Origin of the sequence: Methylobacterium hispanicum, from assembly GCF_022179285.1 — a bacterium.
Lineage (GTDB): Bacteria > Pseudomonadota > Alphaproteobacteria > Rhizobiales > Beijerinckiaceae > Methylobacterium > Methylobacterium hispanicum.
Genome location: NZ_BPQO01000013.1, coordinates 1 through 23778 on the forward strand (window position 1 = coordinate 1; position 23778 = coordinate 23778).

Annotated in this window: 22 protein-coding genes and 1 tRNA gene; 11 read left to right on the forward strand and 12 right to left on the reverse strand. The window is 71.9% G+C overall.

Annotation, left to right across the window (positions count from 1 at the left end; genetic code table 11):
• Nucleotides 1–161 precede the first annotated feature (161 nt).
• Together MFF56_RS15590 and MFF56_RS15595 are read left to right on the forward strand one after the other, a co-directional pair.
• A tRNA-Ala gene (locus MFF56_RS15590) sits at nucleotides 162–237 on the forward strand.
• Nucleotides 238–374: 137 nt separating this feature from the next.
• Nucleotides 375–572 carry a hypothetical protein gene (locus MFF56_RS15595; protein ID WP_066918100.1) on the forward strand — a complete coding sequence of 66 codons (198 nt, stop codon included), beginning with the start codon at nucleotides 375–377 and terminating at the stop codon, nucleotides 570–572.
• 100 nt (nucleotides 573–672) lie between these two features.
• On the opposite strand, the gene MFF56_RS15600 is transcribed toward MFF56_RS15595, so the two are convergent.
• Nucleotides 673–897 carry a hypothetical protein gene (locus MFF56_RS15600; RefSeq protein WP_066918099.1) on the reverse strand — a complete coding sequence of 75 codons (225 nt, stop codon included), beginning with the start codon at nucleotides 895–897 and terminating at the stop codon, nucleotides 673–675.
• A gap of 393 nt (nucleotides 898–1290) precedes the next feature.
• Here MFF56_RS15600 and glpK point away from each other — a divergent pair, with 393 nt between their 5' ends.
• On the forward strand, nucleotides 1291–2796 hold the full coding sequence (gene glpK / locus MFF56_RS15605) for a glycerol kinase GlpK (RefSeq protein ID WP_066918090.1): 1506 nt from the start codon (nucleotides 1291–1293) through the stop codon (nucleotides 2794–2796).
• A gap of 184 nt (nucleotides 2797–2980) precedes the next feature.
• Here glpK and MFF56_RS15610 read toward each other — a convergent pair whose 3' ends face one another.
• Nucleotides 2981–3157 (reverse strand): hypothetical protein, encoded by a 177-nt coding sequence (locus tag MFF56_RS15610; RefSeq protein WP_156453433.1) that lies wholly within the window; start codon nucleotides 3155–3157, stop codon nucleotides 2981–2983.
• A gap of 446 nt (nucleotides 3158–3603) precedes the next feature.
• Between MFF56_RS15610 and MFF56_RS15615 the strand changes: the two genes are divergently transcribed.
• The 4 genes from MFF56_RS15615 (at nucleotide 3604) to MFF56_RS15630 (ending at nucleotide 6735) form a co-directional block, all read left to right on the forward strand.
• Nucleotides 3604–3825, forward strand: coding sequence for a hypothetical protein (locus tag MFF56_RS15615; RefSeq protein ID WP_066925872.1), 222 nt, complete (start codon nucleotides 3604–3606; stop codon nucleotides 3823–3825).
• A 100-nt stretch (nucleotides 3826–3925) separates the two neighbouring features.
• Nucleotides 3926–4915, forward strand: coding sequence for a phosphoribosylaminoimidazolesuccinocarboxamide synthase (locus MFF56_RS15620; protein ID WP_066925887.1), 990 nt, complete (start codon nucleotides 3926–3928; stop codon nucleotides 4913–4915).
• A 289-nt stretch (nucleotides 4916–5204) separates the two neighbouring features.
• Complete coding sequence (locus tag MFF56_RS15625) at nucleotides 5205–5468, forward strand: hypothetical protein (protein WP_066925874.1); 264 nt, start codon at nucleotides 5205–5207, stop codon at nucleotides 5466–5468.
• 103 nt (nucleotides 5469–5571) lie between these two features.
• Entirely contained in the window at nucleotides 5572–6735 is a 1164-nt protein-coding gene (locus tag MFF56_RS15630) for an acyl-CoA dehydrogenase family protein (protein ID WP_066925877.1), read from the forward strand.
• 74 nt (nucleotides 6736–6809) lie between these two features.
• Here MFF56_RS15630 and MFF56_RS15635 read toward each other — a convergent pair whose 3' ends face one another.
• The 4 genes from MFF56_RS15635 to MFF56_RS15650 form a co-directional block, all read right to left on the reverse strand.
• Nucleotides 6810–8501: a lysine--tRNA ligase gene (locus MFF56_RS15635; RefSeq protein WP_066925880.1), complete on the reverse strand. Its 1692-nt coding sequence runs from the start codon at nucleotides 8499–8501 to the stop codon at nucleotides 6810–6812.
• A 76-nt stretch (nucleotides 8502–8577) separates the two neighbouring features.
• Complete coding sequence (locus MFF56_RS15640; RefSeq protein WP_238230346.1) at nucleotides 8578–9093, reverse strand: ribonuclease toxin HepT-like protein; 516 nt, start codon at nucleotides 9091–9093, stop codon at nucleotides 8578–8580.
• Nucleotides 9044–9409 (reverse strand): nucleotidyltransferase domain-containing protein, encoded by a 366-nt coding sequence (locus MFF56_RS15645; RefSeq protein ID WP_066925884.1) that lies wholly within the window; start codon nucleotides 9407–9409, stop codon nucleotides 9044–9046. Before MFF56_RS15645 ends, MFF56_RS15640 begins: the two co-directional genes overlap by 50 nt.
• 56 nt (nucleotides 9410–9465) lie before the next feature.
• Nucleotides 9466–10323: a transporter substrate-binding domain-containing protein gene (locus tag MFF56_RS15650; protein WP_238230349.1), complete on the reverse strand. Its 858-nt coding sequence runs from the start codon at nucleotides 10321–10323 to the stop codon at nucleotides 9466–9468.
• Nucleotides 10324–10458: 135 nt separating this feature from the next.
• Here MFF56_RS15650 and MFF56_RS15655 point away from each other — a divergent pair, with 135 nt between their 5' ends.
• The gene (locus MFF56_RS15655; protein ID WP_082773242.1) at nucleotides 10459–12303 is read left to right on the forward strand and encodes a glycosyltransferase family 2 protein; all 1845 of its coding nucleotides are present in this window, start codon (nucleotides 10459–10461) and stop codon (nucleotides 12301–12303) included.
• A gap of 7 nt (nucleotides 12304–12310) precedes the next feature.
• Here MFF56_RS15655 and MFF56_RS15660 read toward each other — a convergent pair whose 3' ends face one another.
• The 3 genes from MFF56_RS15660 to MFF56_RS15670 all read right to left on the reverse strand — a co-directional run bounded on the left by MFF56_RS15660 (nucleotide 12311) and on the right by MFF56_RS15670 (nucleotide 15750).
• Complete coding sequence (locus tag MFF56_RS15660) at nucleotides 12311–13174, reverse strand: SDR family oxidoreductase (protein ID WP_066925120.1); 864 nt, start codon at nucleotides 13172–13174, stop codon at nucleotides 12311–12313.
• Between the two features lie 6 nt (nucleotides 13175–13180).
• Nucleotides 13181–14350, reverse strand: a complete 1170-nt coding sequence (gene queG, locus MFF56_RS15665) for a tRNA epoxyqueuosine(34) reductase QueG (protein ID WP_082773241.1) — start codon at nucleotides 14348–14350, stop codon at nucleotides 13181–13183.
• 65 nt (nucleotides 14351–14415) lie between these two features.
• Nucleotides 14416–15750, reverse strand: coding sequence for an Nramp family divalent metal transporter (locus MFF56_RS15670; protein ID WP_066925123.1), 1335 nt, complete (start codon nucleotides 15748–15750; stop codon nucleotides 14416–14418).
• 211 nt (nucleotides 15751–15961) lie between these two features.
• On the opposite strand from MFF56_RS15670, the gene mntR reads away from it, so the two are divergent.
• The 3 genes from mntR (at nucleotide 15962) to MFF56_RS15685 (ending at nucleotide 17073) form a co-directional block, all read left to right on the forward strand.
• Nucleotides 15962–16417: a manganese-binding transcriptional regulator MntR gene (mntR, locus tag MFF56_RS15675; protein WP_066925118.1), complete on the forward strand. Its 456-nt coding sequence runs from the start codon at nucleotides 15962–15964 to the stop codon at nucleotides 16415–16417.
• Between the two features lie 69 nt (nucleotides 16418–16486).
• Nucleotides 16487–16768 carry a type II toxin-antitoxin system ParD family antitoxin gene (locus MFF56_RS15680; RefSeq protein WP_066925116.1) on the forward strand — a complete coding sequence of 94 codons (282 nt, stop codon included), beginning with the start codon at nucleotides 16487–16489 and terminating at the stop codon, nucleotides 16766–16768.
• Nucleotides 16765–17073, forward strand: coding sequence for a type II toxin-antitoxin system RelE/ParE family toxin (locus tag MFF56_RS15685; protein WP_066925114.1), 309 nt, complete (start codon nucleotides 16765–16767; stop codon nucleotides 17071–17073). The genes MFF56_RS15680 and MFF56_RS15685 overlap by 4 nt, the downstream gene beginning before the upstream one ends.
• A gap of 10 nt (nucleotides 17074–17083) precedes the next feature.
• On the opposite strand, the gene MFF56_RS15690 is transcribed toward MFF56_RS15685, so the two are convergent.
• Genes MFF56_RS15690 through MFF56_RS15700 form a run of 3 tightly spaced genes read right to left on the reverse strand, consistent with a single transcriptional unit; the run spans nucleotide 17084 to nucleotide 23777 of the window.
• Nucleotides 17084–17986 (reverse strand): transglutaminase family protein, encoded by a 903-nt coding sequence (locus tag MFF56_RS15690; protein WP_066925112.1) that lies wholly within the window; start codon nucleotides 17984–17986, stop codon nucleotides 17084–17086.
• On the reverse strand, nucleotides 17983–20508 hold the full coding sequence (locus MFF56_RS15695; RefSeq protein ID WP_066925109.1) for a circularly permuted type 2 ATP-grasp protein: 2526 nt from the start codon (nucleotides 20506–20508) through the stop codon (nucleotides 17983–17985). Before MFF56_RS15695 ends, MFF56_RS15690 begins: the two co-directional genes overlap by 4 nt.
• Nucleotides 20505–23777, reverse strand: a complete 3273-nt coding sequence (locus tag MFF56_RS15700; protein ID WP_082773240.1) for a transglutaminase family protein — start codon at nucleotides 23775–23777, stop codon at nucleotides 20505–20507. The genes MFF56_RS15695 and MFF56_RS15700 overlap by 4 nt, the downstream gene beginning before the upstream one ends.
• Nucleotide 23778 lies beyond the last annotated feature (1 nt).

Here is a 23778-nt window from a genome sequence, read left to right on the forward strand (position 1 = left end):
AACTCGGCCGTTAAACACACCAGCGCCCATGGTACTGTGTCTCAAGACACGGGAGAGTCGGTCGCCGCCAGACCCGCCAAACACAGGACAGACACACCCCCTCGACACGATCTCGGATCCAAGAGCTTCGCAGATGTTCGAAAGGCCGTCTGCAATAGTTCGGGGCTATAGCTCAGCTGGGAGAGCGCCTGCATGGCATGCAGGAGGTCAGCGGTTCGATCCCGCTTAGCTCCACCATATCATCCGTGAAAGAAGCCGCCATGCAATTCTGCGTGGCGGCTTCTTTCGTTGTCCCGCGGGGAGGGGACCTTCGCAACGTCCTGTTAGGCCTGATTGGCGTAAGCCCGCTCCATCGACGAAGGGGCGAGCCGCACATGCTCGAAGAAGCGTTCAAGCATGTCCGCTACGCCGTGGCCCTGCGGGACTGCGCGCAGGGCAGCCGGATTGCGGCGGAGCGCCAGCTTCTCACGGTCCTGGCCTCGGTCCACGAGCGACGCGGCCGCGCCCTGATCGGTGCGATCGAGGCCCGCAAGAGGACTGCCGGTCTGGGGATACGCGGCGCGGTCCGCTGATCACCCCACCGCCCGGCAGACCTGAGCATTCCGGATTCAAAGTCGACCACCATTTGCGGGTGCAGGGCCCTGCGGCTCGGCCCTGAGAGGTTTCGCCGCGTCAGGCCGCGACCCGATCGACTCCGCAGCGGCGAAGGCGCTCCCGGAACCCGTCGCGCTCGCGCCGCACGGCCGCGAGCTCCGCGCGGAGCTCCACGACCTCGGCCTGCAGCTCACCGGAATCGACGGCCATCTCCACGCACTGGTCCTGGACCTCGGCGAGTTGCAGGCGCAGCTCGACGATCTCGTTCGCCAGTTCGAGCAGGGCTGCGCTCGGATCGGGCACGGGCTTCTCCCTTGGGGGACATCGCGACGGGAAGCGCCGCGACCGGGCCCTCAGAACTCGGGCCCCGGCCCTAACAAGACCTTACCGGGGTCCAGCGAATGCGGTGGACAAGCCTGGGACCGACCGCGGGACGGGAGGTGCGTAACCCGAGGCGGGGCGCTGCCCGACCACCCGAAAAGCCGCTAGCATTTCATGGATCCCAAAGGTCGAGACCTTTGGCGGGTGCAGGGTGGAACCCTGTATTCGGCCTCACCGTCCCGACTGCGTCGGGACGGTGAGGCCAACCTGAGGCACCGCCCCAGGGCCCCGCCCAAGGGACTCGGGCCCTCAGGAATTCCAGACCCTGAGCCGGCAGGAAGACCGGCCCGACACGGACCAGCCAGGGAGGAGACCATGAGCCAGTATGTCGGCGCGATCGACCAGGGCACGACAAGCAGCCGCTTCATCGTGTTCGACCGCGAGGGCCGCGTCATCGCCTGCCGGCAGCGCGAGCACGCGCAGATCTACCCGCGCCCCGGCCAGGTCGAGCACGATCCGCTGGAGATCTGGTCGAACACGCAAGCCGTGATGCGCGAGGCGCTGGAGGCGGCCGGTCTCACGCCCCGGGACCTGCTCTCGATCGGCATCACCAACCAGCGCGAGACCACGCTGATCTGGGACCGGCGCACGGGCGCGCCGTTGCACAACGCCCTGGTCTGGCAGGACACCCGCAACGACCGGCTGGTCGCCGAGTATCAACGGGACGGCGGGCGCGACCGCTTCCGGACCCTGACCGGCCTGCCGCTGGCGAGTTACTTCTCCGGCCTGAAGCTGCGCTGGCTGCTCGACCACGTGGCGGGCGCCCGGGAGCGGGCAGAGGCCGGCGACGTGCTCTTCGGCAACATCGACACCTGGCTGGTCTGGAACCTGACCGGCGGGCCGGCGGGCGGCCTGCACATCACCGACGTCACCAACGCCAGCCGCACGCAGCTGATGGGGCTGGAGAGCCTCGCCTGGGATGCCTCGATGCTCGCCGCCTTCGGCATCCCCCGGGCGATGCTGCCCGAGATCGTCTCATCCTCCCAGGTCTACGGCGAGACGCGGGCGCCCTTCGCGGGCGTGCCGATCGCCGGCATCCTGGGCGACCAGCAGGCGGCGCTCTTCGGGCAGACCTGCTTCAACCCGGGCGAGGCCAAGAACACCTACGGCACCGGCTGCTTCGCGCTGATGAACACCGGCGAGACGCCGGTCCCCTCAAGCTGCGGCCTCGTCACCACCGTCGGCTACAAGCTCGACGGCAATCCCGCCATCTACGCGCTCGAGGGCTCGATCGCCATCACGGGGGCCCTGGTGCAGTGGCTGCGCGACAATCTCGGGCTGATCCGGGACAGCGCCGAGGTCGAGCAGCTCGCCGCCACGGTCGAGGACAACGGCGGCGTCTACTTCGTGCCGGCCTTCTCGGGCCTCTACGCGCCGCACTGGTGCGAGGGCGCCCGCGGCCTGATCATCGGGCTCACCCGCTACGCCAACAAGGGCCACATCGCCCGCGCCTGCCTGGAGGCGACCGCCTTCCAGACCCGCGAGGTGCTGGAGGCGATGGAGACGGATTCAGGGATCCCGGTGCGCGAGCTGCGTTCGGACGGCGGCATGGTGGCCAACACCGCGCTGATGCAGTTCCAGGCCGACATCCTCGACGTGGCCGTGGTGCGCCCGGAGGTGGCCGAGACCACGGCGCTCGGCGCCGCCTACGCGGCCGGCCTCGCCACCGGCTACTGGCGGGGGCAGGACGACCTCGTGCGCAACTGGGGCGTCGGCCGGCGCTGGGAGCCTCGCATGGAGGCGGCCCACCGCGACCGGATCTACGCCGCCTGGGGACGGGCCGTGAAGCGCTCCTTCGACTGGGCGCAGACGGAGGGCTGAGAGCCTCTCACAAGACGCCCGCTCACCGGGCGCCCTCCCTCCGCACGTGACGGTTCAGCGGGCGTCCTGCGAGAGGCTCCAAGCCGGCGGATCGCCCTCGCCGTGCCGCCGTACCGCCGGCGGATCGGACCGGGGCTTCCGCGCCGATCCGCGTGGTCGTTCCGGCGCCCGGGACCGTCGCGGCTCAGCCCTCCTCGCCCTGGCGGTCGCGGTCGAGCTGCCGCAGCAGCTCGGCGAGCCGCGGATCGAGGCCCTCGTCCAGAACGGGCTCGTAGAGGGCCTGAAGCTGGCGTCCGAGGCGCTCGCGCGCCAGGGCGTCGAGCACGGGGCCGTCATCCGGGGCGTCGCGTGAGGGCGTCATGGAGAGGATATTGCCCGCCGACGGCGCGCGGCAAGCCGGCCGCGCCACGATGCGTCCCCGATGCATCATCGGTCCCCGGCTCGCAACCGGAGCGCACGAGAAGCCCCGGACCGAGAAGCCGGACCAAGAAAAAAGGCCACTCCCGAAGGAGCGGCCCGAAGTCTAGGGAGGAAACGCCCAAAAGAGGGCTGCGCGACCGCGACGCCATCGCGATCGTGCACAAGCGTTGTGACACGTCATGTTGCGCCGCACCATCCCCCGATCCGGGGATGGTGTCATGTCCTGACTGCATGGAACTGTACCACGTCCACGACCATCCGGACCGAACTCGGTGGAGCCGGCGGCCTCGTACCTGCACGGAACAGGGCGTAACGCGGGCGGAGCCGTCCAGGGGATCTTAAGACAAAGGCCTCAGCATCGGCCAGGAGCTTCGAGAAAAGGCCGCCATGCTGCTGTACGTGTCCGCCGCCTGGGCGGGTGGAACCCTGACCCTGGCCGCCCTCTGGCAGCCGCTCGGCCCGGCGCTCGCGCTGGTGGCGGCCCCCTTCGGCGCGAGCGCGGTCACGGCCGGGGCCGCCTGCCTCGCCGCCCTGCGGCCGGATGCCCGGCGCGGCCGGGGCAACCCGCCCCCGGGCGGCGCGCCCCTGGATTGGCAGGAGGCCCACTGAGACAGGCTGCCGGCGGCCCGAAGGCTGGTGTTCGGGCGGCGTTGCGCGCACAAGACGGCAGATTCCGGCGGGGAAGCCGCCGCCCATGGAGCGCCCGTCGATGAACCCGGCCGACCTCGCCGCGCACGCCCATCAGGTCCTGCAGGAGGCGGACATCGCCGAGTTGCCGAACCGCTACCGCGGCAAGGTGCGCGACAACTACGATCTCGCGGACGGGCGCCGCATCCTGATCACCACCGACCGGATCAGCGCCTTCGACCGGGCGCTCGCCGCGATCCCCTTCAAGGGCGCGGTGCTGACTCGAACCGCGCGCTTCTGGTTCGAGCGCACGGCCGACATCTGCCCCAACCACGTCCTCGCCTATCCGGACCCGAACGTCGTCGTGGCCAAGCGCCTCGACATCCTCCCGGTCGAGGTGGTGGTGCGCGGCTATCTCGCCGGCACCACCTCGACCTCGATCCTGACCCGCTACCGGGCCGGCGAGCGGACGATGTACGGCCACAGCTTCCCCGACGGCATGCGCCCCAACGAGCGGTTGCCCCGGCCCATCATCACCCCCACCACCAAGGCCTTCGACGGCGGCCACGACGAGCCGCTGACCGAGGCCGAGATCCTGGAGACGGGGCTCCTCACGGCGGAGCAGTGGCGCACGGTGTCGGAGGCCGCGCTCGCCCTGTTCGCCCGCGGCCAGGCGCTCGCGGCCGAGCGCGGCCTGATCCTGGCCGACACCAAGTACGAGTTCGGCACCGACGCGGACGGGCGCATCGTGTTGGCCGACGAGATCCACACTCCCGACAGCAGCCGCTACTGGTTCGCTGCGAGCTACCCGGAGCGGCTCGCCGCGGGCACGGCGCCCGAGAGCTTCGACAAGGACTTCGTGCGCAACTGGGTGGTGGCCCGCTGCGACCCCTACCGCGATCCGATCCCCGAGATCCCGCCCGAGGTCGTGCTGGAGACGGCGGCCGTCTACATCGGCGCCTACGAGCGGATCACGGGCGAGCGCTTCGTGCTGCCCGACCCGGCCGAGGTGCCGCTGGAGCGCGTCCGCCGCAACCTCGCCGCCGCCGGGCTCCTGGGCGCGCGGACCTGAGGCCGGCGGCAACCTTCCAAGCCGGCACCGCCTGCCGACAGGGACCGCCTGCGGCGCACCGGATCTTTGAAAGCACATTCCGCGGGTGACGGCGTAGATTTCCATCGTGACGCAGGTGCTTACGGGCGCCGCGCATCCGACCCGCGGACAGGCACGATGGCTTCGAGCGACAGGACACACGCCAACAGGATCGATTTCAACAGGACCGATGCGGCGCGGGAACCGTCCCCGCGCCCTCCGTGTACGGGCCGCCTCCCCGCGACAGCCCCCGCACGGAAGGATGACGACGATGTTCGATCTCGACGCGACCCTTGATCTCCTCGATACGCCCGCGCTTCCGGAGGAGGACGCCGTCGTATGGGCGCCGCGCGACCGCGGTCACGGCAGGGCCGCCCTGGCGGCGGCCCTCGACGACGGGCTCCTGTCGGAGGAGGTCGACGCGATCCTGGCCGGCCGCCGGGTGGTCGAGGCCTTCCCGGTCCGCCGCGGCGAGACCCCGCCGGCCTACGCGACCCGCGCCGTCGCCGAGATGATGGCGGCCTACCTGCGGTAGGCCCTGCCGCCCCTATAGCGGAACGCTATGGCCCGGTGACGCAAGCTGTATTTGTGGCCCCGGCCGCGCCCCCGTAGATCGTCGTGACGGCGGGGAGGACGCGATGCGGACGATCGACCACGGGCAGCACCAGGACATCCGCGACGCGGTGCGCGCGCTCTGCGCCGAGTTCCCGCCCGCGTACCACCGCGAGGTCGACGCGGCGCGCGGCTACCCGGAAGCCTTCGTGGACGCGCTGACCCGGGCCGGCTGGATGGCCGCGCTCATCCCGGAAGCCTACGGCGGTTCCGGCCTCGGGCTCACGGAAGCCTCCGTGATCATGGAGGAGATCAACCGCTCGGGCGGCAATTCCGGCGCCTGCCACGGGCAGATGTACAACATGAACACGCTGGTGCGGCACGGCTCGGAGGCGCAGCGCCGGCACTACCTGCCGAAGATCGCCGCCGGGGAACTGCGCCTGCAATCGATGGGCGTGACCGAGCCGACGGCCGGCACCGACACGACGAAGATCAAGACCACGGCTTCGCGCCGGGGCGACCGCTGGGTGATCAACGGGCAGAAGGTCTGGATCTCGCGCATCCAGCACTCCGACCTGATGATCCTCCTGGCCCGCACCACGCCGCTCGATCAGGTCGCCAAGAAGTCGGAGGGGCTCTCGATCTTCCTCGTGGACCTGCACGAGGCGAGAGCGAAGGGCATGGCCGTCCGCCCGATCCTCAACATGGTCAACCACGAGACCAACGAGTTGTTCTTCGACGACCTCGAGATCCCGGCCGAGAACCTGATCGGCGAGGAGGGGCAGGGCTTTCGGTACATCCTCACCGGGCTCAACGCCGAGCGGGCGCTGATCGCGGCCGAGTGCATCGGCGACGGCTACTGGTTCATCGACAAGGTCACGGCCTACGCGCGTGAGCGCACCGTGTTCGGCCGCCCGATCGGCCAGAACCAGGGCGTGCAGTTCCCGATCGCGGAGAGCTTCATCGAGGTCGAGGCGGCCAACCTCATGCGCTACGAGGCCTGCCGGCTCTACGACGCGGGCGAGCCCTGCGGGGCCCAGGCCAACATGGCCAAGTACCTCGCCGCCAAGGCGAGCTGGGAAGCGGCCAACGCCTGCATCCAGTTCCACGGCGGCTTCGGCTTCGCGGCCGAGTACGACGTCGAGCGCAAGTTCCGCGAGACGCGGCTCTATCAGGTCGCGCCGATCTCCACGAACCTGATCCTGTCCTACGTGGCCGAGCACATCCTGGGGTTGCCGCGCTCGTTCTGAGGCCGCCCCCCTCTCCTCGCATACGGGGGAGAGGGAGATCCGCGCCCTCCGGCGCCGCCGACCGGAGAACGCGTTCAGGCCGCCGACCGGCCTGCCGTGAAGGCGGCGTGGTCGGCCATCAGCGCGCCCGAGAGCGCCGCGGCGATTAGGGCCCGGGTCTCCTCGACGCCGTAGAGGGCCACGAAGGAGCCGAAACGGGGGCCGCGGGCCTCGCCGAACAGCACGTTGTAGATCGTGGAGAACCACGCCTGCGACACGCCGGGCCGCCCGTCCGGACTCTTGGCCTTGCCGGAGAGGTCGGGGAAGTGGCGCCGCCCGACCTCGTAGACCGCGGCCTGCAAGGCCTCCGGATCGGTCGAGCCGGCATGCGGCGCCAGCGTCGCGGCCAGATCCTCCAGCGCCGCGCGCTCCTCGGCGGTCGGCTCCCGGTATGTCTTGGCCGGGCGCACGAAGTCGCGGAAATAGGCCAGCGCGTGCCCGACCAGCCGGTCGAGATAGGGGTGCGTCTCGGGCCCGATCCCGGGGGCGTAGCGCCGGATGAAGCCCCAGAGCACCGCCTTGTCCTCGGTGTTGGCCACCGCCGCGAGGTTCAGGAGCATCGCGAAGTTGACGCCCCCGCCCTCGACGCGCTCAGGCTCGGGCGGCGTTCCGGCGTGCAGGTGCCAGACCGGGTTGCCGAGGCGCAGCTTGGCGTCCTGGCTCCGGTAGCGGTCGAGGAAGTTCAGGTACTCGTCGACGTGGCGCGGGATCACGTCGAAGAACAGGCGCTTGGCCTCGCGCGGCTTGCTGAACATGAACAGCGCGAGCGAATCCGGCGTACCGTAGGCGAGCCACTCGTCGATGGTGAGCCCGTTGCCCTTCGACTTCGAGATCTTCTGTCCCCGCTCGTCGAGGAAGAGCTCGTAGTTGAAGCCCTCCGGCGGCTCGGCCCCGAGCGCGCGGGCGATCTGACCCGAGAGCTTGACCGAGTCGATCAGGTCCTTGCCTGCCATCTCGTAGTCGATGCCGAGCGCCACCCAGCGCATCGCCCAGTCGGGCTTCCACTGCAGCTTGGCGTGGCCGCCGGTCAGCGGAGTCTCGTAGGCCTCGCCCGTGGCGGGGTCGCGCCAGGCGAGCGTGCCCTTCGCGGCGTCCACGCGATCGATCGGCACCTGCATCACGTGGCCGGTGACCGGGTGGATCGGCAGGAAGGGGGAGTAGCTCGCCGAGCGCTCGGCGCGCAGCGAGGGCAGCATGATGTCCATCACCGCCTGGTAGCGCTCGGCCACCAGCATCAGCGTCGCGTCGAAGGCGCCCGAGCGGTAGCACTCGGTGGCCGAGCGGAACTCGTAGTCGAAGCCGAAGGCGTCGAGGAAGCGGCGCAGCTCCGCGTTGTTGTGCGCGCCGAAGCTGTCATGCGTCCCGAATGGATCGGGCACCTGCGTCAGCGGCAGGTTGAGGGCGCCCTGCAGGAGTTCGCGGTTCGGCACGTTGTCCGGCACCTTGCGCAGGCCGTCCATGTCGTCCGAGAAGGCGATCAGGCGCGTCGGCACCGCGTCCTTCGTCAGCACCCGGAATGCGTGGCGCACCATCGAGGTGCGGGCGACCTCGCCGAAGGTGCCGATATGCGGCAGGCCCGACGGGCCGTAGCCGGTCTCGAACAGAACTTCGTTCTTGGGTTTCCGCTCCAGCCGCGCGACGAGCTTGCGCGCCTCCTCGAAGGGCCAGGCGGCGGCGTGCGCGGCCGCCTCGATCAGGTCGGGGTCGAGGGTGAGCGGGGCGGGCATGAAGCGGTACGTTCCAGCATGTGCCGAGAACCCGCCTCACTACGGTAGGGGCGCCGGACGGGTCAACGCGGGGGGCTCATGCCGGATCCGCGCTGGAAGGGACGCCAGGATCGCCGGCGAGGTCGCGCTCCAGCCCGCGCACGGCCTCGACATAGGCCGGGAATGTCGCCCGCATCCGATCGAGACTCTCGTTGGTCTTGCCTGGATCCAGATCGAAACCGTACCGATGCCGAACCCTATGCCGAAAGCCCTTCAGCTCGGTCAGTGCGACGTAGAGAGCGTCATCGAGAAGCGGGGGACGCAGACCCAGGACGGCGGCGCGCATCTGATCGAGCAGATCCTGATGCGAGGTCTCGCCGGTCGGGACCGAGCCGTCGATATCATTGGCGAGACTGAGCAGCGTGTCCTCGATGCCGTTGTAGACGTTGTGGATTGCAGCGGCGATCGCCGTCATGCGGCCCCAGGCGTTGACGGCCTCCGGCGGCAGGGCATCGTACTGCCCGAGGAAGGCATCGAGGTTCCGGAGTTCGCGCGCGGCCCGCTCAAGCTTCGGCCCGAGCTTCGCGAAGGCGGGATGCGACGACGCGATCATGCTCGAAAGCCTCCCGCTGCTCCTGCGTGAGATCGCAGGCGAAGATCAGGTCGTAGGGGATTCCAGCGCCGCGGATGATGCCTGCGACGACGCGCTCGACCTCTGCCCGCTCGGCCGGATCGACCCTGCTCTCGACCAGAATGTCGATGTCCGAGTGCAGGCGGAAGCGGTCCGTCGCAAGGGAGCCGATCAGGGCGGCTCGATAGCCGAGCACGCCGAGCGCCTCGAGGCAACGCTCGGCCAGTCCCCTGGCCCGGCGGTGCCGTTCCGCGCCGCGCACCGCGGCGACCTCCGCGAACCGGGTCATGCGTGCCATGACGGATTCATCCGCTGCGGAACCCCGATCCGAAACATAGTGGATGCCCCGCCGTTTCAGAACGGGCTCACGGGAAAGAAGCGCAGGTACAGCTCCGCGTACTTGCCGTCGTCCCAGAGGCGCTGGAGCGCGTCGTCGAGGGCGCGGGACAGCGCGGCGTCCTCGGGCCTCGTCACGAGGCCGATCCCTTCCCCGAAATAGCGGTTCTCCAGGTAGTCGCCACCCGTGAAGGCGCAGCATCCGGCAGCCTCTTGGCCCCCGAGCCAGAGGGCGAGGTTGACGCCGTCCGCGAACAGGTAGTCGGTCTCGCCGCGCTTCAGCGCGCCCTCGGCGGCGGCGAGGTCGGTGAAGTCCTTCGCCTGCGCCTTCGGGAAGAAGGCGCGGAGATAGGCGGCGTGGGCGCTGCCCGCGATCACGCCCACGCTGCGGCCCGCCAGCCCCTCGGGGGAGGGGGGCGGCAGGCGCGCGCCCGTGCGGGCGGCGAAGCGGGCGGGCCAGCGGAAATAGGGCCGCGTCGCCAGGAACTTCTCGCGGAGCGTCGGGGTCAGCGGGATCGCCGCGGCGACCACGTCGCCCTGGCGCTCGTTCAGCGCGTCGAGCAGCGTGTCGAAGCGGCGGGCCTGCACCGTGCAGGGGATCGCGAGGCGCTCGCACACGGCGCGGGCCAACTCGACGGCGAAGCCGGTCGGCGCCCCGTCCGGGCCGGCGAAGTGCAGCGGCGGGAACTCGTCGTCGGTGAGGAAGCGGACCGCGCGGCCGGTCTGGGGCGCCTCGATCCGCTCGCCGCGCGCCCGCGGGTTCCAGAAGTTCGGGATCCTCACGCTCTCGGACGGAGCAGGCTCAGCACGGATCTGCTGCGCGGCGGGCGCGAAGAACAGAATTGCCGCAAGGATCAACCGGAATCTTGAGATCATGCCGAACGCGTCTTGACGGGATAACAGTCCTAGTGTCCGCTGGCCCCGGTCAGGCGGCTCGGCTCGCCCGCCTGTCTAGCACGTTCCGCGGGCCGCGGGAGCGGGGGATCCGTGTCGTTCCTGCCTCGCCCACCCATGCCCGCCTCCGACGCGCGGGCGCTGCCACCCGAGATCGCCTTCCTGCTCCGGGCGGGCGTGCCGGCCGCGCGCCTCGCCCGGACCGCCGACCTCGCCCGGGCGAGCGGCACCGACGCCGCGACCGCGATGCTCAACGCCGGCTTGATCCACGAGGACGACTACTACCGGGCGCTCGCCCGTGCGCTCGGCGCGCCCTTCCTCGACGGCGCGATCCCGTTCGGGCCGGGCCTGCGCTTCCCCGACAGCCTCGTCGCCGGGCTCGCGCCGCTCGCCACGGGGGCGGTGGCGCCCTGCGTGCTCGCGCCCCGCGGGCCGCAGGTGGCCGAACTCCTCGAGACCGGGTACCGGCGCGGCATGCCGGCGATCACCACGCCGACGCGGCTGCGCGAGGCGGTGTTCGCGGCGCGCGGGCCCGAGGTCGCGGCCTACGCGGCGGACAACCTCCAGGCCCGCGCGCCCCACTGGGCCTTCGGGCGGGAGCCCGCCAACCGCTGGCTGCTGTTCCTCTTCCTGCTCGCCTGCACCGGATTCTGCCTCTTCGCGGCGCTGCCGCCGATGCTGGCGCTGGCCGTGACGGTCGCGGTGCAGCTCGTGTTCCTGGCGATGACCGGCCTGCGCATCGGCGCGGCCTTCCTGGGGGCCGGGGTGATCGCGGCACGCGTGCGGCCGCTCGCGGACGCGGAACTGCCCACCTACACGGTGATGATCGCGATGTACCGCGAGGGGGCGGTGGTGGACCGGCTCGTCCGGGCGCTCGCCCGGCTCGACTATCCGCTCGCGAAGCTCGACGTGAAGTTCCTGATCGAGGCCGACGACGCGGAGACCGCGCGGGCGCTCGCCCGCTATCCGTTCCCGGCCCGGTTCGAGACGGTGGTGATGCCGCCGGGCCTGCCCCGGACCAAGCCGCGGGCGCTCAACGCCGCCCTGCCGCTCGCCCGCGGCAGCCTGCTCGTGGTCTACGACGCCGAGGACGTGCCGGCGGAGAACCAGCTCCGGCTCGCCGCGGCCTTGTTCGCGCGCTCGCCCGCGACGACCGCCGCGCTCCAGGGACGGCTGCTCATCGACAACCCGGGCGATTCCTGGTTCGCCCGCTTCTTCACGCTCGAATATCTCGGCCTGTTCGGGGTGCTGAACCCGGCGCTCGCCCGCTGGCGCCTGCCGATGCCGCTCGGCGGCACCTCGACCCATTTCCGCACCCGCACCCTGCGCGACCTGCACGGCTGGGACGCCTGGAACGTCACCGAGGACGCCGACCTCGGCGTCCGCCTCGCGCTCGCGGGCTACGATGTGGGCGACCTGCCGAGCGGCACGATCGAGGAGGCACCGGTCCGCGGGCGGGCTTGGCTCCACCAGCGCGTGCGCTGGATCAAGGGCTTCCTGCAGACCAGCCTGACGCACGGACGGGCGCCCCTGGAGACGATCCGGCGCCTCGGCCCGGTACGGGGGCTCGCGGCTTTGGCGCTGGTGCCCGGTGCCGTGCTCTCGGCGCTGGTCTACCCGCTCTACCTCGTGCTGACCGTCTACGACCTGTTCCTGCGCACGCAGCCGGAGGCGCCGACCCTGCTGTCCCGCCTGCCGCAGGGCCTGTCCGTGCTGCTCTTCGTCGCCGGCTTCCTCGCCCTGATGCTGCCGGCGGCGCTCGGCTGCATCCGGAGGGGCTGGCTCGACCTGACCGTCTGGGTGCCCCTGATGCCGGCCTATTTCTGCTGCGTCAGCCTCGCGGCGTGGCTTGCCGTGCTCGAGCTGGTGCGGGCGCCGAACCGCTGGAACAAGACCGAGCACGGGCTTGCCCGGACTTCGCGAAGCGGGTTGCTGCGGCCGGGGCGGAAGCCTTCCGGATGAGCGGCGCCTACCCGGCGTCCTTCAGGGCGGCCAGGCCCTCCCGGTAGGTCGGGAAGGCCAGCGCCACGCCGAGTTCCTCCCGGATCAGCCGGTTCCGCACGCGCTTGTTCTCGCCGTAGAAGCTGCGGGCCATCGGGCTGAGGTCGGCGGTCTCGAAATCGACCTCCGGCGGCAGCGGCAGGCCGGCGATCCCGGCGGCGTACGCGGTCACCACCTGCGGGGGGGCCGGCTCGTCGTCGGTGACGTTGTAGACGGCTCCCGCCCGGGGGTGCTCGATCGAGGCGATGAGCGTCGCCGCGATGTCGTCGATGTGGATCCGGTTGAAGACCTGCCCCCGCTTCACGATGCGCTGCGAGCGGCCCTCGCGCAGCTTCACGATGGGATTCCTGCCCGGCCCGTAGATGCCCGACAGCCGGAAGACCTGCACGGCCTTGCCCGTCTCGCGCCCGAGATCGAACCAGGCGTTCTCGACCGCGAGCCGCATCTTCGAACGGGCGCTCAACGGCGCCGGCAGGGTGGTCTCGTCGATCCAGGCGCCGCCGTGGTCGCCGTAGATGCCGATGGTCGAGAGATAGCCGATCCAGCGGACGCGGCTCGCCGCGATCACGTCCCGGTAGGCGCGCAGCGTCGGGTCGCCCTCGGGCTGCGGCGGCACCGAGACGAGGAGCACGTCGGTGTCGGCGAGGTCGTCGGCGATGCGCGGATCATCCCCCTCCGGCCCGAAGGCGCGCACCGAGAAGCCGGTCTCGTCCGAGAGCGCGCGGGCCTTGTCCGGATCGGTCACGCTCGCCCGGATCTGCCCGAAGCGCCCGCGCGCGACCTCCGCGAAGCGCCGGGCCGAGAAGCCGAGGCCGAAGACGAACAGGTTCATGGGTCCTCAGGTCTCCGGATCGCGCGCCAGCGCCGCCCGCCACTCCGCCCGCACGTGCGGGTCGGTCTCGGCCGCGCCGTGCCGGGCGTGCAGCGCATCGAGCGCCGCGCCGTCGAGGTAGCGCGCGAGGGCCCAGACGGCCATGCCCCGCACGAGCGGCGCGGGGTCGGAGAGATGGTCGAGCGCCGCCGCACCGAGGGCGGGATCGCCCGCGTTGCCGATCGCGATCAGCACGTTGCGCAGGAAGCGGTCGCGGCCGGTGCGCTTGACCGGCGTGCCGGCAAACCGCGCCCGGAATCCGGCGTCGTCGAGCGCGGCGAGTTCCGCCAGCGGCGGCGCGGCGAGGTCGTTGCGGGCGCTCATCCGGGTCTCGGCGGCGGTGCGCGCGAACTTGTTCCAGGGGCAGACCGCGAGGCAGTCGTCGCAGCCGAAGATCCGGTTGCCCATCGGGCGGCGGAATTCCTCGGGGATCGGGCCCGCATGCTCGATGGTCAGGTAGGAGAGGCAGCGCCGGGCATCGAGCCGGTAGGGCTCGGGGAAGGCCGCCGTCGGGCAGACGTCGAGGCAGGCCCGGCAGGTGCCGCAGCGGCCCGCGCCGGCCGTGTCCGGCTCCATCGCGGCGGCGCTGTAGATCGCGCCGAGCAGGAGCCAGTTGCCGTGCTCGCGCGAGAGCAGCACCGTGTGCTTGCCCTGCCAGCCGAGCCCGGCGGCCTCGGCGAGCGGCTTCTCCATCACGGGGGCGGTGTCGACGAAGACCTTCACGGGGCATCCCGACTTCGCCGAGAGGTAGCCGCCGAGTTCCTTCAGCTTGCCCTTGAGCACCTCGTGGTAGTCGCGCCGCTGGGCATAGGCCGCGATCGCGCCGCGATCCCGCCGGGCGAGGAGGGCGAGCGGGTCGGTCTCGGGCCGGTAGCTCATGGCGAGCACCCAGACGCTGCGCACCGCCGGCCAGAGCGTCGCCGGATCCGCGCGCTGGTCGGCGCGCTCCGCCATCCAGCCCATCTCGCCCTGCGCGCCCTCGGCGAGCCACGCGGCGAGGCGCTCCGGCAGCAGCGGCACCGCGTCGGGGGTGGTCAGGCCCAGCGCGCAGAAGCCGAGGGCGCGGGCGCGCGCCTCGACCAGTCGGCGCAGATCGGGGCCGGCATAGGTTCGCTTGGTGTTCGCCTGCACGCTCATCCGGGATCGCCGCGCCCGCCGGGGCAACCCGGCGACGGCGCCCGTCTATCCCATCGCGGGGCCGGTCACACGCCCGTCAGCGTGTCGGCCAGGAGCTTGAGGTTCAGCATCACGATGATGCCGGCGATGGCCCAGGACAGCCATTTCAGCCAGCCGGGCACCACCAGCGCGCCCATCTTGCTCCGGTCCGCGACGAAGCTGACGAGCGGGATCACCGCGAAGGGCAGCTGCATCGAGAGCACCACCTGGCTCAGCACGAGGAGCTTGGCGGTGCCCGCATCGCCGTAGATGATCGCCACCGCGACCACCGGCACGATGGCGATGCCGCGGGTGATCAGGCGTCGCGCCCAGCTCGGCAGGCGCAGGCGCAGGAAGCCCTCCATCACGATCTGCCCGGCGAGCGTCGCGGTCACGGTCGAGTTGAGGCCCGAGGCCAGCAGCGCCACCCCGAACAGCGTCGAGGCGAGGCCGACCCCGAGCAGCGGCGAGAGCAGCTCGTAGGCCTGCTCGATCTCCTCCACGTCGGTGCGCCCGGAGGCGTGGAACACGGAGGCCGCCAGGATCAGGATCGCGGCGTTGACGAAGAGGGCGAGCGTGAGGGCGATGGTGGAATCCGCCACCGCGAAGCGCAGGGCCTCGCGCTTGCCCGCGAGGTCGCGCGGGTAGGCGCGGGTCTGCACGATGGAGGAGTGCAGGTAGAGGTTGTGGGGCATCACGGTGGCGCCGATGATGCCGATGGCGATGTAGAGGGCGGCCGGGTTCGTGACGATCTCGGCGGAGGGCACGAAGCCGCCGAGCACCGCCGCGACCGGGGGGGCGGCCAGCGCGATCTGCACCGCGAAGCAGACGAAGATGACGGTGAGCAGCCCGATCACGAAGGCCTCGAGCGCCCGGAAGCCCCGGCGCAGCAGCAGCAGCACCACCAGCACGTCGAGGGCGGTGATCACGGCGCCGAGCCAGAGCGGCAGGCCGAAGAGCAGCTTCAGGGCGATCGCCGTGCCGATCACCTCGGCGAGGTCGCAGGCGATGATCGCCGCCTCGCAGGCGAGCCAGAGCGCGAAGCCGACGGGTCGCGGATAGGCGTCGCGGCAGGCCTGGGCGAGGTCGCGCCCCGTGGCGATGCCGAGCCGGGCGCTGAGCGCCTGCAGCACGATCGCCATCAGGTTCGAGATCAGGATGACGGCGAGCAGCGTGTAGCCGAACTGGGCGCCGCCCGCGATGTCGGTCGCCCAGTTGCCCGGGTCCATGTAGCCGACCGCGATCATGTAGCCCGGCCCGAGGAAGCCGAGCAGGCGCCGCGGCCAGGAGCCGCTCGCCCGCACCGCCACGCTGGCGTTGAGCGCGCCGAGGCTCGGCTCGTCCGCCGCCTCGGCGGAGCGCCAGCTCGGGTCCGGGGCAATGGGATGCGGGCTGACGTTCACGAAGATCCTCGGGGGCCGGGCCGGCCCATGCGCCGCAATATAGCCCCTGCTATAACCGTTGTGAACAGCTAAGTCGCCGGACCGCACAGGCCGGGCCAGGGCTGGCCGGGGGCTCCCGGCGGCGCGCCTCCTGGGCTATGAGGGCCGCCAGCCCTCCGCTACTCCTCTCCCGGACGAGGTGTCCCGACCGATGCAGGCCAGCCGCACGACCGCCCCCGCGGGCGACCCGCTCGTCGATCCGGAGATCCATGTCGCGAGCTTCCGGCAGGCCCGGGAGGCCCGGCGCTCGGAACTCGCCGAGGACTATGTCGAGCTGATCGCCGACCTGATCGGCGACGGCGGCGAGGCGCGGCAGGTCGACATCGCGGCCCGTCTCGGCGTGGCGCAGCCGACGGTCGCCAAGATGCTCAAGCGCCTCTCCGAGGACGGGCTGGTGCAGCAGCGGCCCTATCGCGGCGTGTTCCTCACCGAAGCCGGACGGATCCTGGCCGACCAAGCGCGCGAGCGGCACCAAGTGGTCGAGCGCTTCCTCTGCGCGCTCGGCGTCAGCCCCGAGACGGCCCGGCGCGACGCGGAGGGGATCGAGCACCACGTCAGCGGCGAGACGCTGGAGGCGTTTCGGCGCTTCGCGGATGGCGGGGGGTAGGGGTCCGCGCACTGTACGGCGGTATGGATTGTTCATACCATGCGGATGCCGAGATGTGCGGAGGCGTCCATGTCCACAGTCGAGAAGCGAACCGTCAGTCTGCCGGCGGAGCACGCAGCCTTTATCGACGCAAAGGTTGCCTCAGGCGCATATGCGTCCACCAGCGAGGTCGTCCGTGCCGGCCTGCGGGCTCTCCGGGAGCGGGACGATGCCGTCGAGCGCTGGCTGCGCGAGGAGGTCGCGCCGACCTTCGACGCGATGGTGGCGGATCCTGCCCGTGGCCTCTCCGCCGAGAGCGTGTTCTCCGAGATCCGTGCTCATCATGCAGAGCGCCTGAAAGGCCACGCGTGATCCACCGGATCGTCGTCCTCGCACCTGAAGCGCGGGATGACTTACTCCATCTCTACGCCTGGATCGCCGAGGCGGCATCGCCCACGGTCGCCCTCTCCTTTATCGAACGCGTCGAGACGTACTTGAGGGGGTTCGACGTCGCGTCGGAGCGTGGAACGCGACGCGACGATATTCGGCCCGGCCTCCGGACGGTCGGCTTCGCTCGACGGCTGACGATCGCCTTCACGGTCGATGCATCTCAAGTGACGATCCTGCGCGTCTTCTACGCCGGCTGTGACTGGCGAGCGGCGCTCGACGACGCGTAGGCGGCACGCCCTACACCGCCAGCGCCAGTTCCGGCGCGGCCTCACCCTCCGGGATCACGTCCACCTCGACGCGCAGGCGCTGCCGGCCGGAGGCGGTGACGATGCCGTCGATGGGCGACACGTCGCCGTAGTCGCGCCCGCGCGCCACCACGATGTGGTCGTTGCCGACCGCGCAGTCGTTCGTCGGGTCGAGGCCGAGCCACCGCTCCCCGCACCAGACCGCGACCCAGGCGTGGCTGGCATCCGCCCCCTGGAGGCGCGGGCGGCCCGGAGGCGGGGTGGTGCGCAGGTACCCGCTGACATAGGCCGCGGGCAGGCCCATGCCGCGCAACCCCGCGATCATCACGTGGGCGAAGTCCTGGCAGACGCCAGCGCGCAGCCGGAACGCGTCGGCGAGTGGCGTATCGACGGCGGTGGCCGCGGAATCGAAGCGGAAATCGGCGCGGATCCGGCGCATCAGGTCGTGGGCCGCCCCGTAGGCGCTACGGCCGGCCCCGAAGCTCGCGCGGGCGTAGTCCGTCACCGCGGGCACCAGCGGCACGCGGGCACTCGGGAAGAGGAAGTGCACCGGCGCCTGGCCCGAGAGGTCGCGGCTCGCCACCACGGCGTCGCGCACCGCGTCCCAAGCGGGACCGGATTCCGGCTCGGGCGGGGCGGGCCGGTCGACCGCGACCCGGGAATTGGCCTCGACCACGAACTCGGCGTGCGGCGTGTCGAGACAGATGCCGAGCGCCTCGATGCCGAAATAGTCCCGCCGGGTCACCGCGCTGGCCGGGCTCGGCTCGATCGTCACCGCGCTCGCCAGTACGGTCTGGCCGTCGCCGTCCCGCGGCTTCAGCCGCAGGGAGCAGCGGGCGAAGCGCACGGGCCGGGCGTAGCGGTAGGTGGTGCGGTGGCGCAGCGTGTAGATCACCCGAGCCCCCCGAGCTTCTCCGGACGCGCCGCCTGGGGGCCGGCCGGGAAGTAGCGGCCGGCGATGGCGTCGGCGAGCCGCTCCAGTTCGCCCTCGACCCGTGCCATGCCGACCGCGTCGAAATCGGCGGCCTCGCCGCTGCGGAACTCCGCCACGATGCGCGCGGCCAGCCGGCAATGGGGCTCGGGCACGCCGTCGGCGGCGAGCGCGGGCAGGTCGGCGAGGTGGCGGGCGATCGCCTCCGCCTGGAAGGCGACGGAGCGCGGGTTGTAGGGGTCGAGCAGCACCATGTCGCGCACGGGGTCGAGCGCCACGCCCTGCAGGTAGCGGGAGCCGTAGCTCAGCTGCGAGTCGCAGAGCGCCAGCATCACGCCGAGGCTCTCGGGCGTGGCCTCGTCGTCGGCGAGCGCGAGGGCGAAGTCGCAGGTGTTGATCGCCCGCTCGATGCGCCGGCCGAGATCGATGAAGTGCCAGCCCGCCGCCCGGCTCATGTTCTCATGGGCGAGCCCCGAGAGGGCCGCGAGGTGGCTCAGCGCCCGCTCGGCCCGGCCGATGAGCTGCGACTCGGTAAACGCCCGGCCCGGATCGAGGGCCAGCAGGTCCACGAGGTCCGCCAACACGCGCCAGGCCTCGCCCGAGAGGCGGTTGCGCAGCTTGGCGGCGTTCCGGCGGGCCGACTCGATATGGGCACGGGCCGAGCCCGGCGCCGTGCGCCCGCTGAGCGCCTCCTGGGCCAGCGCGGCGGTCGGCAGGTCGGCGGCGCTGCCCGCGCCCCACTCGGCGATCAGGCGACGGATGCGGGCGGCGGTCGGCGCGTAGGCGCCGCCGGCGATGTCGGTGACGACGGCGTCGCCCACGCTCCGGAGATGGGCGAGCACGAGGCGGATCACGCCCTCGGCCCGCTCGGTGTAGCGGCCGAACCAGAACAGCCCGTCGGCGGCCCGCGAGGGCAGGTGGCCGGCAAGCCGCCGCACCCGGGGCGGGCGCCCCTGAACCAGGGTCGCGGTCTCGACGGGGGTCTCGGAGAGGACCCAGACGTCGGCCGCCCGGATGCCGAGGCGCATCTCGGTCGGGTCGGCGTCCTCGCGCTCGGCGACGCGGCAGAAGCCGCCCGGCATCACCTGCCAGCCCTGGGACGTGCGCGCGGCGAAGACCCGGAGCACGAAGGGACGCGGCACGAGGCGCAGGCCCGCGTCGGTCCGCTCCCAGCCCGGCATGGTCGAGAGGGGCCCGAGCGCCTGCCCCACATAGTCGAAGGGCCGCTCGCCGAGCGTCGCGACGGCGCGGGCCCGGTCGGCGGCCAGCGCCTGCGCCCCGAGCAGCGCGTCGCGTCCGGCCCCGCGCTGGGGCGTCGCCGCCGGGCGCAGCGTCAGGGCATCGAGGTTGTCGCGGACATGCGCGAGCCCGTCCGGGCAGCCGCACCACCAGGTCGGCGGGCCGGCGAGCCGCAGGGGCTCGCCGAGCATGCGCCGGGCGATGCCGTCGAGATAGGGTTCGAGCGCGCCCGACTCGACGAGGCCCGAGCCCGGCATGTTGGCCATCACGAGGCTGCCGTTGCGCAGCGCTTCGAGCACGCCCGGCACGCCGAGCCGCGAGGCCGGGTTCAGTTCCAGGGGATCGAGATAGTCGGCGTCGATCCGGCGCCAGAGCGCGTCGCAGCGCTTCAGCCCCGAGACGGTGCGGACGTGCAGGCGCCCGTCCTGCATCACGAGGTCGTCGCCCTCGACCAGCATCAGGCCGAGATAGCGGGCGAGCGCGGCCTGCTCGACATAGGTGCTGCTGTAGGGGCCCGAGGTCAGCAGGCAGATGCGCGGGTCGGCCCGCTCGGCACCCGCCGCGAGGCCGTCGCGAAACGCCTGGAAGAAGGCCGGGAAGCGCTCGACGTGGCAGGCCTCGAAGATGTCCGGGAAGGCGCGGGCCAGCACCATCCGGTTCTCCAGCGCCCAGCCGAGGCCGGAGGGGGCCTGGGTCCGGTCTGCCAGCACCCGCCAGCGCCCGTCCGGGCCCCGGCCGATATCGGCGGCGTAGAGCTTGAGGTAGCGCCCGCCCGGCGGCGCGACCCCGTGGAGCGGGCGCAGGAACTCGGGCGAGCCCGCCACCACGGCGGCCGGCAGGTGGCCGCCCGCCACGAGGTCGCCGGGGCCGTAGGCGTCGGCGAGGATCGCCTCCATCAGCTCGGCCCGCTGGACCAGCCCGGCGGAGAGCGCGCGCCACTCGGCGGCCCCGATCACCAGCGGCAGGGAGCCGAGCGGCCAGGCGTGCTCGCGCTGGTCCCCATAGACCCGGAAGGAGATGCCGGCATCGCGGATGTGCCGCTCCGCCGAGACGAAGCGGGCCATCATCTCGGGCTCGCCGAGGCGCCCGAGCTGGTCGAGCAGGTGCGACCACGACGCGTCGCGCGGTGTGCCGTCGGGGGCGAGGTACTCGTCGGGCCGGCCCGGCAGCGGCGCGTAGCCGTCCGTCCAGCGGGCGAGCGGCGCCGGGCCGCCCGCCTTCTCCCTCACCTCCGCGAGCGCGGTCATTGCGGCCCGGGCGTCCTGAGGTCGAGGGTGAGCGGGAACTCGGGATTGACCTCCTCGCGCGGCATCGCGACCCGGCCCGGGGTGTGCCCGTGCGGCTGGAAGCGCGAGAGGCGGCGCCCCTCCGCCTCGTAGGCGTTGACCGGGTGCGTGTCGTAGCTGCGCCCGCCCGGATGGGAGACGTGGTAGCGGCAGCCGCCGAGCGCCCGCCCGCTCCAGGCGTCGAGGATGTCGAAGGTGAGCGGCGAATGCGCCGGGATCGTCGGGTGGAGCGAGGAGGCCGGCTGCCACGCCTTGAAGCGCAGGCCCGCCACCGCTTCCCCGGCGGTGCCGGTCGCGGTCATCGGCAGGCGCCGGCCGTTGCAGGCGATGACGTGGCGCCCCGGCACGAAGCCGGTCACCTTCACCTGCAGGCGCTCGACGGAGCTGTCGACGAAGCGCACGGTCCCTCCGCTCGATCCTTCCTCGCCGAGCACGTGCCACGGCTCCAGCGCCTGACGCAGCTCGAGATGCACGCCCGCGTGCTCCACCTGACCGAAGACGGGGAAGCGGAACAGGCTCTGCGCCTCGAAGGCGGCCGGGTCGAAAGCGTAGCCGGCCCGGGCGAGGTCATCCAGCACGGAGCGGAAGTCGGCCGCCAGAAAATGGGGCAACATGAAGCGATCGTGCAGCCCCGTGCCCCAGCGGACACAACCACCGGTCTGGGGCTCGCGCCAGAACCACGCGATCAGCGCGCGCAGCAGCAATTGCTGGGCGAGGCTCATCCGGGCGTCCGGCGGCATCTCGAAGGCGCGGAACTCCACGAGGCCGAGGCGCCCCGTGGGCCCGTCCGGCGAGTAGAGCTTGTCGATGCAGATCTCGGCCCGGTGGGTGTTGCCGGTGACGTCCACCAAGATGTTGCGGAAGATCCGGTCGACGAGCCAGCGCGGGATGTTGGGCGCGTCCGGCTCCGGCACTTGGTTCAGCGCCACCTCCAGCTCGTAGAGCCCGTCGTGGCGCGCCTCGTCCATGCGCGGGGCTTGGCTCGTCGGGCCGATATAGAGGCCCGAGAACAGGTAGGAGAGGGACGGGTGCCGCTGCCAGTAGAGCACGAGGCTCTTCAGCAGGTCGGGGCGCCGCAGGAAGGGCGAGTCGTCGGGCGTCGCGCCGCCCACCACAACGTGGTTGCCGCCGCCGGTGCCGGTGTGGCGCCCGTCGGTCATGAACTTCTCGGCGCCGAGCCGGGTTAGGCGCGCCTCCTCGTAGAGGCCGGTGGTGATCGCCACCGCCTCGCGCCAGGAGGCGGCCGGGTGCACGTTCACCTCGATCACGCCGGGATCGGGCGTGACCTTCACGATGCTGACGCGCGGGTCGTAGGGCGGCTCGTAGCCCTCGATGTGGACGGGCTGGCGGCACTGGGCGGCGGCCGCCTCGATGTGGCCGACGAGCTCGAAATACTCGTCGATGCGCTGGAGCGGGGGCATGAACACCCGCACCACCCCGTCGCGGGGCTCGACCGCGAGCGCGGTGCGCACCGCCACGCCCTCGACCCCGCCGCCGTTGCGCGGGGCCGCGCGGCCCGGATGGTCGGCGAGATCGCCGCGGGCCTCCAGCGGGTCCTGGGGCTGGTAGTAGGGGTAGCTCTCGGGCGGCACGTGCGGCAGCGAGCCCAGCGGCAGGCGGAAGCCCGCGGGCGAGTCGCCCGGCACCAGGAAGGCGTGGCCGCGGCGGAAGTCCCAGGCCTCCGAGATCCAGGCCCGCTCGGAAAAGCCCCCCATCGGGAGGCTTGCCAGCGGCAGCACGTAGGCGGTCGGCTCGCCGAAGCCGCGGGTGAAGACCCGCTTGATCCGGGCATCGTACTCGGCCGAGCCGCTCTGGGCACGGATCGGCGTGACGTTGACGGGCAGGCGCTCGCGCTCCTTCTCCCAGTGCTCGGTGTCCTCGAAGGCCGGGATGACGTAGGCGCGCAGGCCGAGCCGCTCGGCCAGCGCCTCGGTGAAGCTGCGGGCCTGCGTGATGGTGGCGCCCGTGCCCGATTCCGGCGCGATCAGGTCGGCGTTCGACCAGACCGGCTTGCCGTCCCGGCGCCAGTACAGACCGAAGGCCCAGCGCGGCAGGCTCTCGCCCGGATACCACTTGCCCTGGCCGTAATGCAGCAGGCCGCCCGCGCCGAAGCGGTCGCGCAGGCGCCGGATCAGCTGGTCGGCGAGGTGGCGCTTGGTCGGCCCGACCGCCCCGGTGTTCCACTCCTCCGCCTCGAAATCGTCGATCGACACGAAGGTCGGCTCGCCGCCCATGGTCAGGCGCACGTCCTGCGCGGCAAGGTCCCGGTCGACCCGCTCGCCGAGCGCGTCCATGTCGGCCCAAACGCCGTCCGAGAAGGGCTTCGTCACGCGCGGCGACTCGGCGACGCGGGTCACGCCCATCTCGAAGCCGAACTCGGTCTCGGCGGGCTCCGCGAGACCGGAGATCGGCGCGGCCGTGCGGTAGTGCGGCGTCGAGGCCAGCGGGATGTGGCCCTCGCCGCAGAGCAGGCCCGAGGTCGCGTCGAGCCCGACCCAGCCGGCCCCCGGCAGGTAGACCTCCGCCCAGGCGTGCAGGTCGGTGAAGTCCGTCTTGGTGCCCTCCGGCCCCTCGACCGCGGTGGTGTCGGGCACGAGCTGGATCAGGTAGCCGGAGGTGAAGCGTGCCGCGAGGCCGAGGCGGCGCAGGATCTGCACCATCAGCCAGGCCGAGTCGCGGCAGGACCCGGACTCCAGGGTCAGGGTCTCTGCGGCGCTCTGCACGCCCGGCTCCATGCGCACGCCGTAGGTGACCGCGTCCGCAACCGCTCGGTTCAGCGCCACGAGGAACAGCACCGTGTTGGTCTCGCCCCCGGTCTTCTCCGGCAGCGAGGCCAGGAAGGCGTCGAGCTCGGGTCCCTGCGCCTCGTCGAGGGCGAGGTAGGGCGCAAGCTCGGATTTCAGGTCCGCCTCGTAGGCGAAGGGCATCTCCTGCGCGTAGTCCTCGACGAAGAAGTCGAACGGGTTGATCACCGCCATCTCGGCGGTGAGATCGACCTCGATCTTCAACTCGTCGGTCTTCTCCGGGAAGACGAGGCGGGCGAGCCAGTTGCCGTTCGGGTCCTGCTGCCAGTTCAGGAAATGATTCTGCGGCGTCACCGTCAGGGCGTAGGCCGGGATCTTCACCCGCGCGTGCGGCGCCGGGCGCAGGCGGATCACCTGCGGCCCGAGGCTGATGGGCCTGTCGTAGCGGTAGTGCGTGACGTGGTGCAGGGCGGCTTTGATCGACACG

Excerpts from the sequence above, each read along its gene's own strand:
- MFF56_RS15650 (WP_238230349.1), bottom strand. The coding sequence starts at position 10,323 with ATGATCTCAAGATTCCGGTTGATCCTTGCGGCAATTCTGTTCTTCGCG.
- MFF56_RS15655 (WP_082773242.1), top strand. The coding sequence starts at position 10,459 with ATGCCCGCCTCCGACGCGCGGGCGCTGCCACCCGAGATCGCCTTCCTG.
- MFF56_RS15630 (WP_066925877.1), top strand. The coding sequence starts at position 5,572 with ATGCGGACGATCGACCACGGGCAGCACCAGGACATCCGCGACGCGGTG.
- MFF56_RS15610 (WP_156453433.1), bottom strand. The coding sequence starts at position 3,157 with ATGACGCCCTCACGCGACGCCCCGGATGACGGCCCCGTGCTCGACGCC.
- MFF56_RS15625 (WP_066925874.1), top strand. The coding sequence starts at position 5,205 with ATGTTCGATCTCGACGCGACCCTTGATCTCCTCGATACGCCCGCGCTT.
- MFF56_RS15635 (WP_066925880.1), bottom strand. The coding sequence starts at position 8,501 with ATGCCCGCCCCGCTCACCCTCGACCCCGACCTGATCGAGGCGGCCGCG.
- glpK (WP_066918090.1), top strand. The coding sequence starts at position 1,291 with ATGAGCCAGTATGTCGGCGCGATCGACCAGGGCACGACAAGCAGCCGC.
- MFF56_RS15620 (WP_066925887.1), top strand. The coding sequence starts at position 3,926 with ATGAACCCGGCCGACCTCGCCGCGCACGCCCATCAGGTCCTGCAGGAG.
- MFF56_RS15645 (WP_066925884.1), bottom strand. The coding sequence starts at position 9,409 with ATGGCACGCATGACCCGGTTCGCGGAGGTCGCCGCGGTGCGCGGCGCG.
- mntR (WP_066925118.1), top strand. The coding sequence starts at position 15,962 with ATGCAGGCCAGCCGCACGACCGCCCCCGCGGGCGACCCGCTCGTCGAT.
- MFF56_RS15695 (WP_066925109.1), bottom strand. The coding sequence starts at position 20,508 with ATGACCGCGCTCGCGGAGGTGAGGGAGAAGGCGGGCGGCCCGGCGCCG.
- MFF56_RS15640 (WP_238230346.1), bottom strand. The coding sequence starts at position 9,093 with ATGATCGCGTCGTCGCATCCCGCCTTCGCGAAGCTCGGGCCGAAGCTT.
- MFF56_RS15595 (WP_066918100.1), top strand. The coding sequence starts at position 375 with ATGCTCGAAGAAGCGTTCAAGCATGTCCGCTACGCCGTGGCCCTGCGG.
- MFF56_RS15660 (WP_066925120.1), bottom strand. The coding sequence starts at position 13,174 with ATGAACCTGTTCGTCTTCGGCCTCGGCTTCTCGGCCCGGCGCTTCGCG.
- MFF56_RS15615 (WP_066925872.1), top strand. The coding sequence starts at position 3,604 with ATGCTGCTGTACGTGTCCGCCGCCTGGGCGGGTGGAACCCTGACCCTG.
- MFF56_RS15680 (WP_066925116.1), top strand. The coding sequence starts at position 16,487 with ATGTCCACAGTCGAGAAGCGAACCGTCAGTCTGCCGGCGGAGCACGCA.
- queG (WP_082773241.1), bottom strand. The coding sequence starts at position 14,350 with ATGAGCGTGCAGGCGAACACCAAGCGAACCTATGCCGGCCCCGATCTG.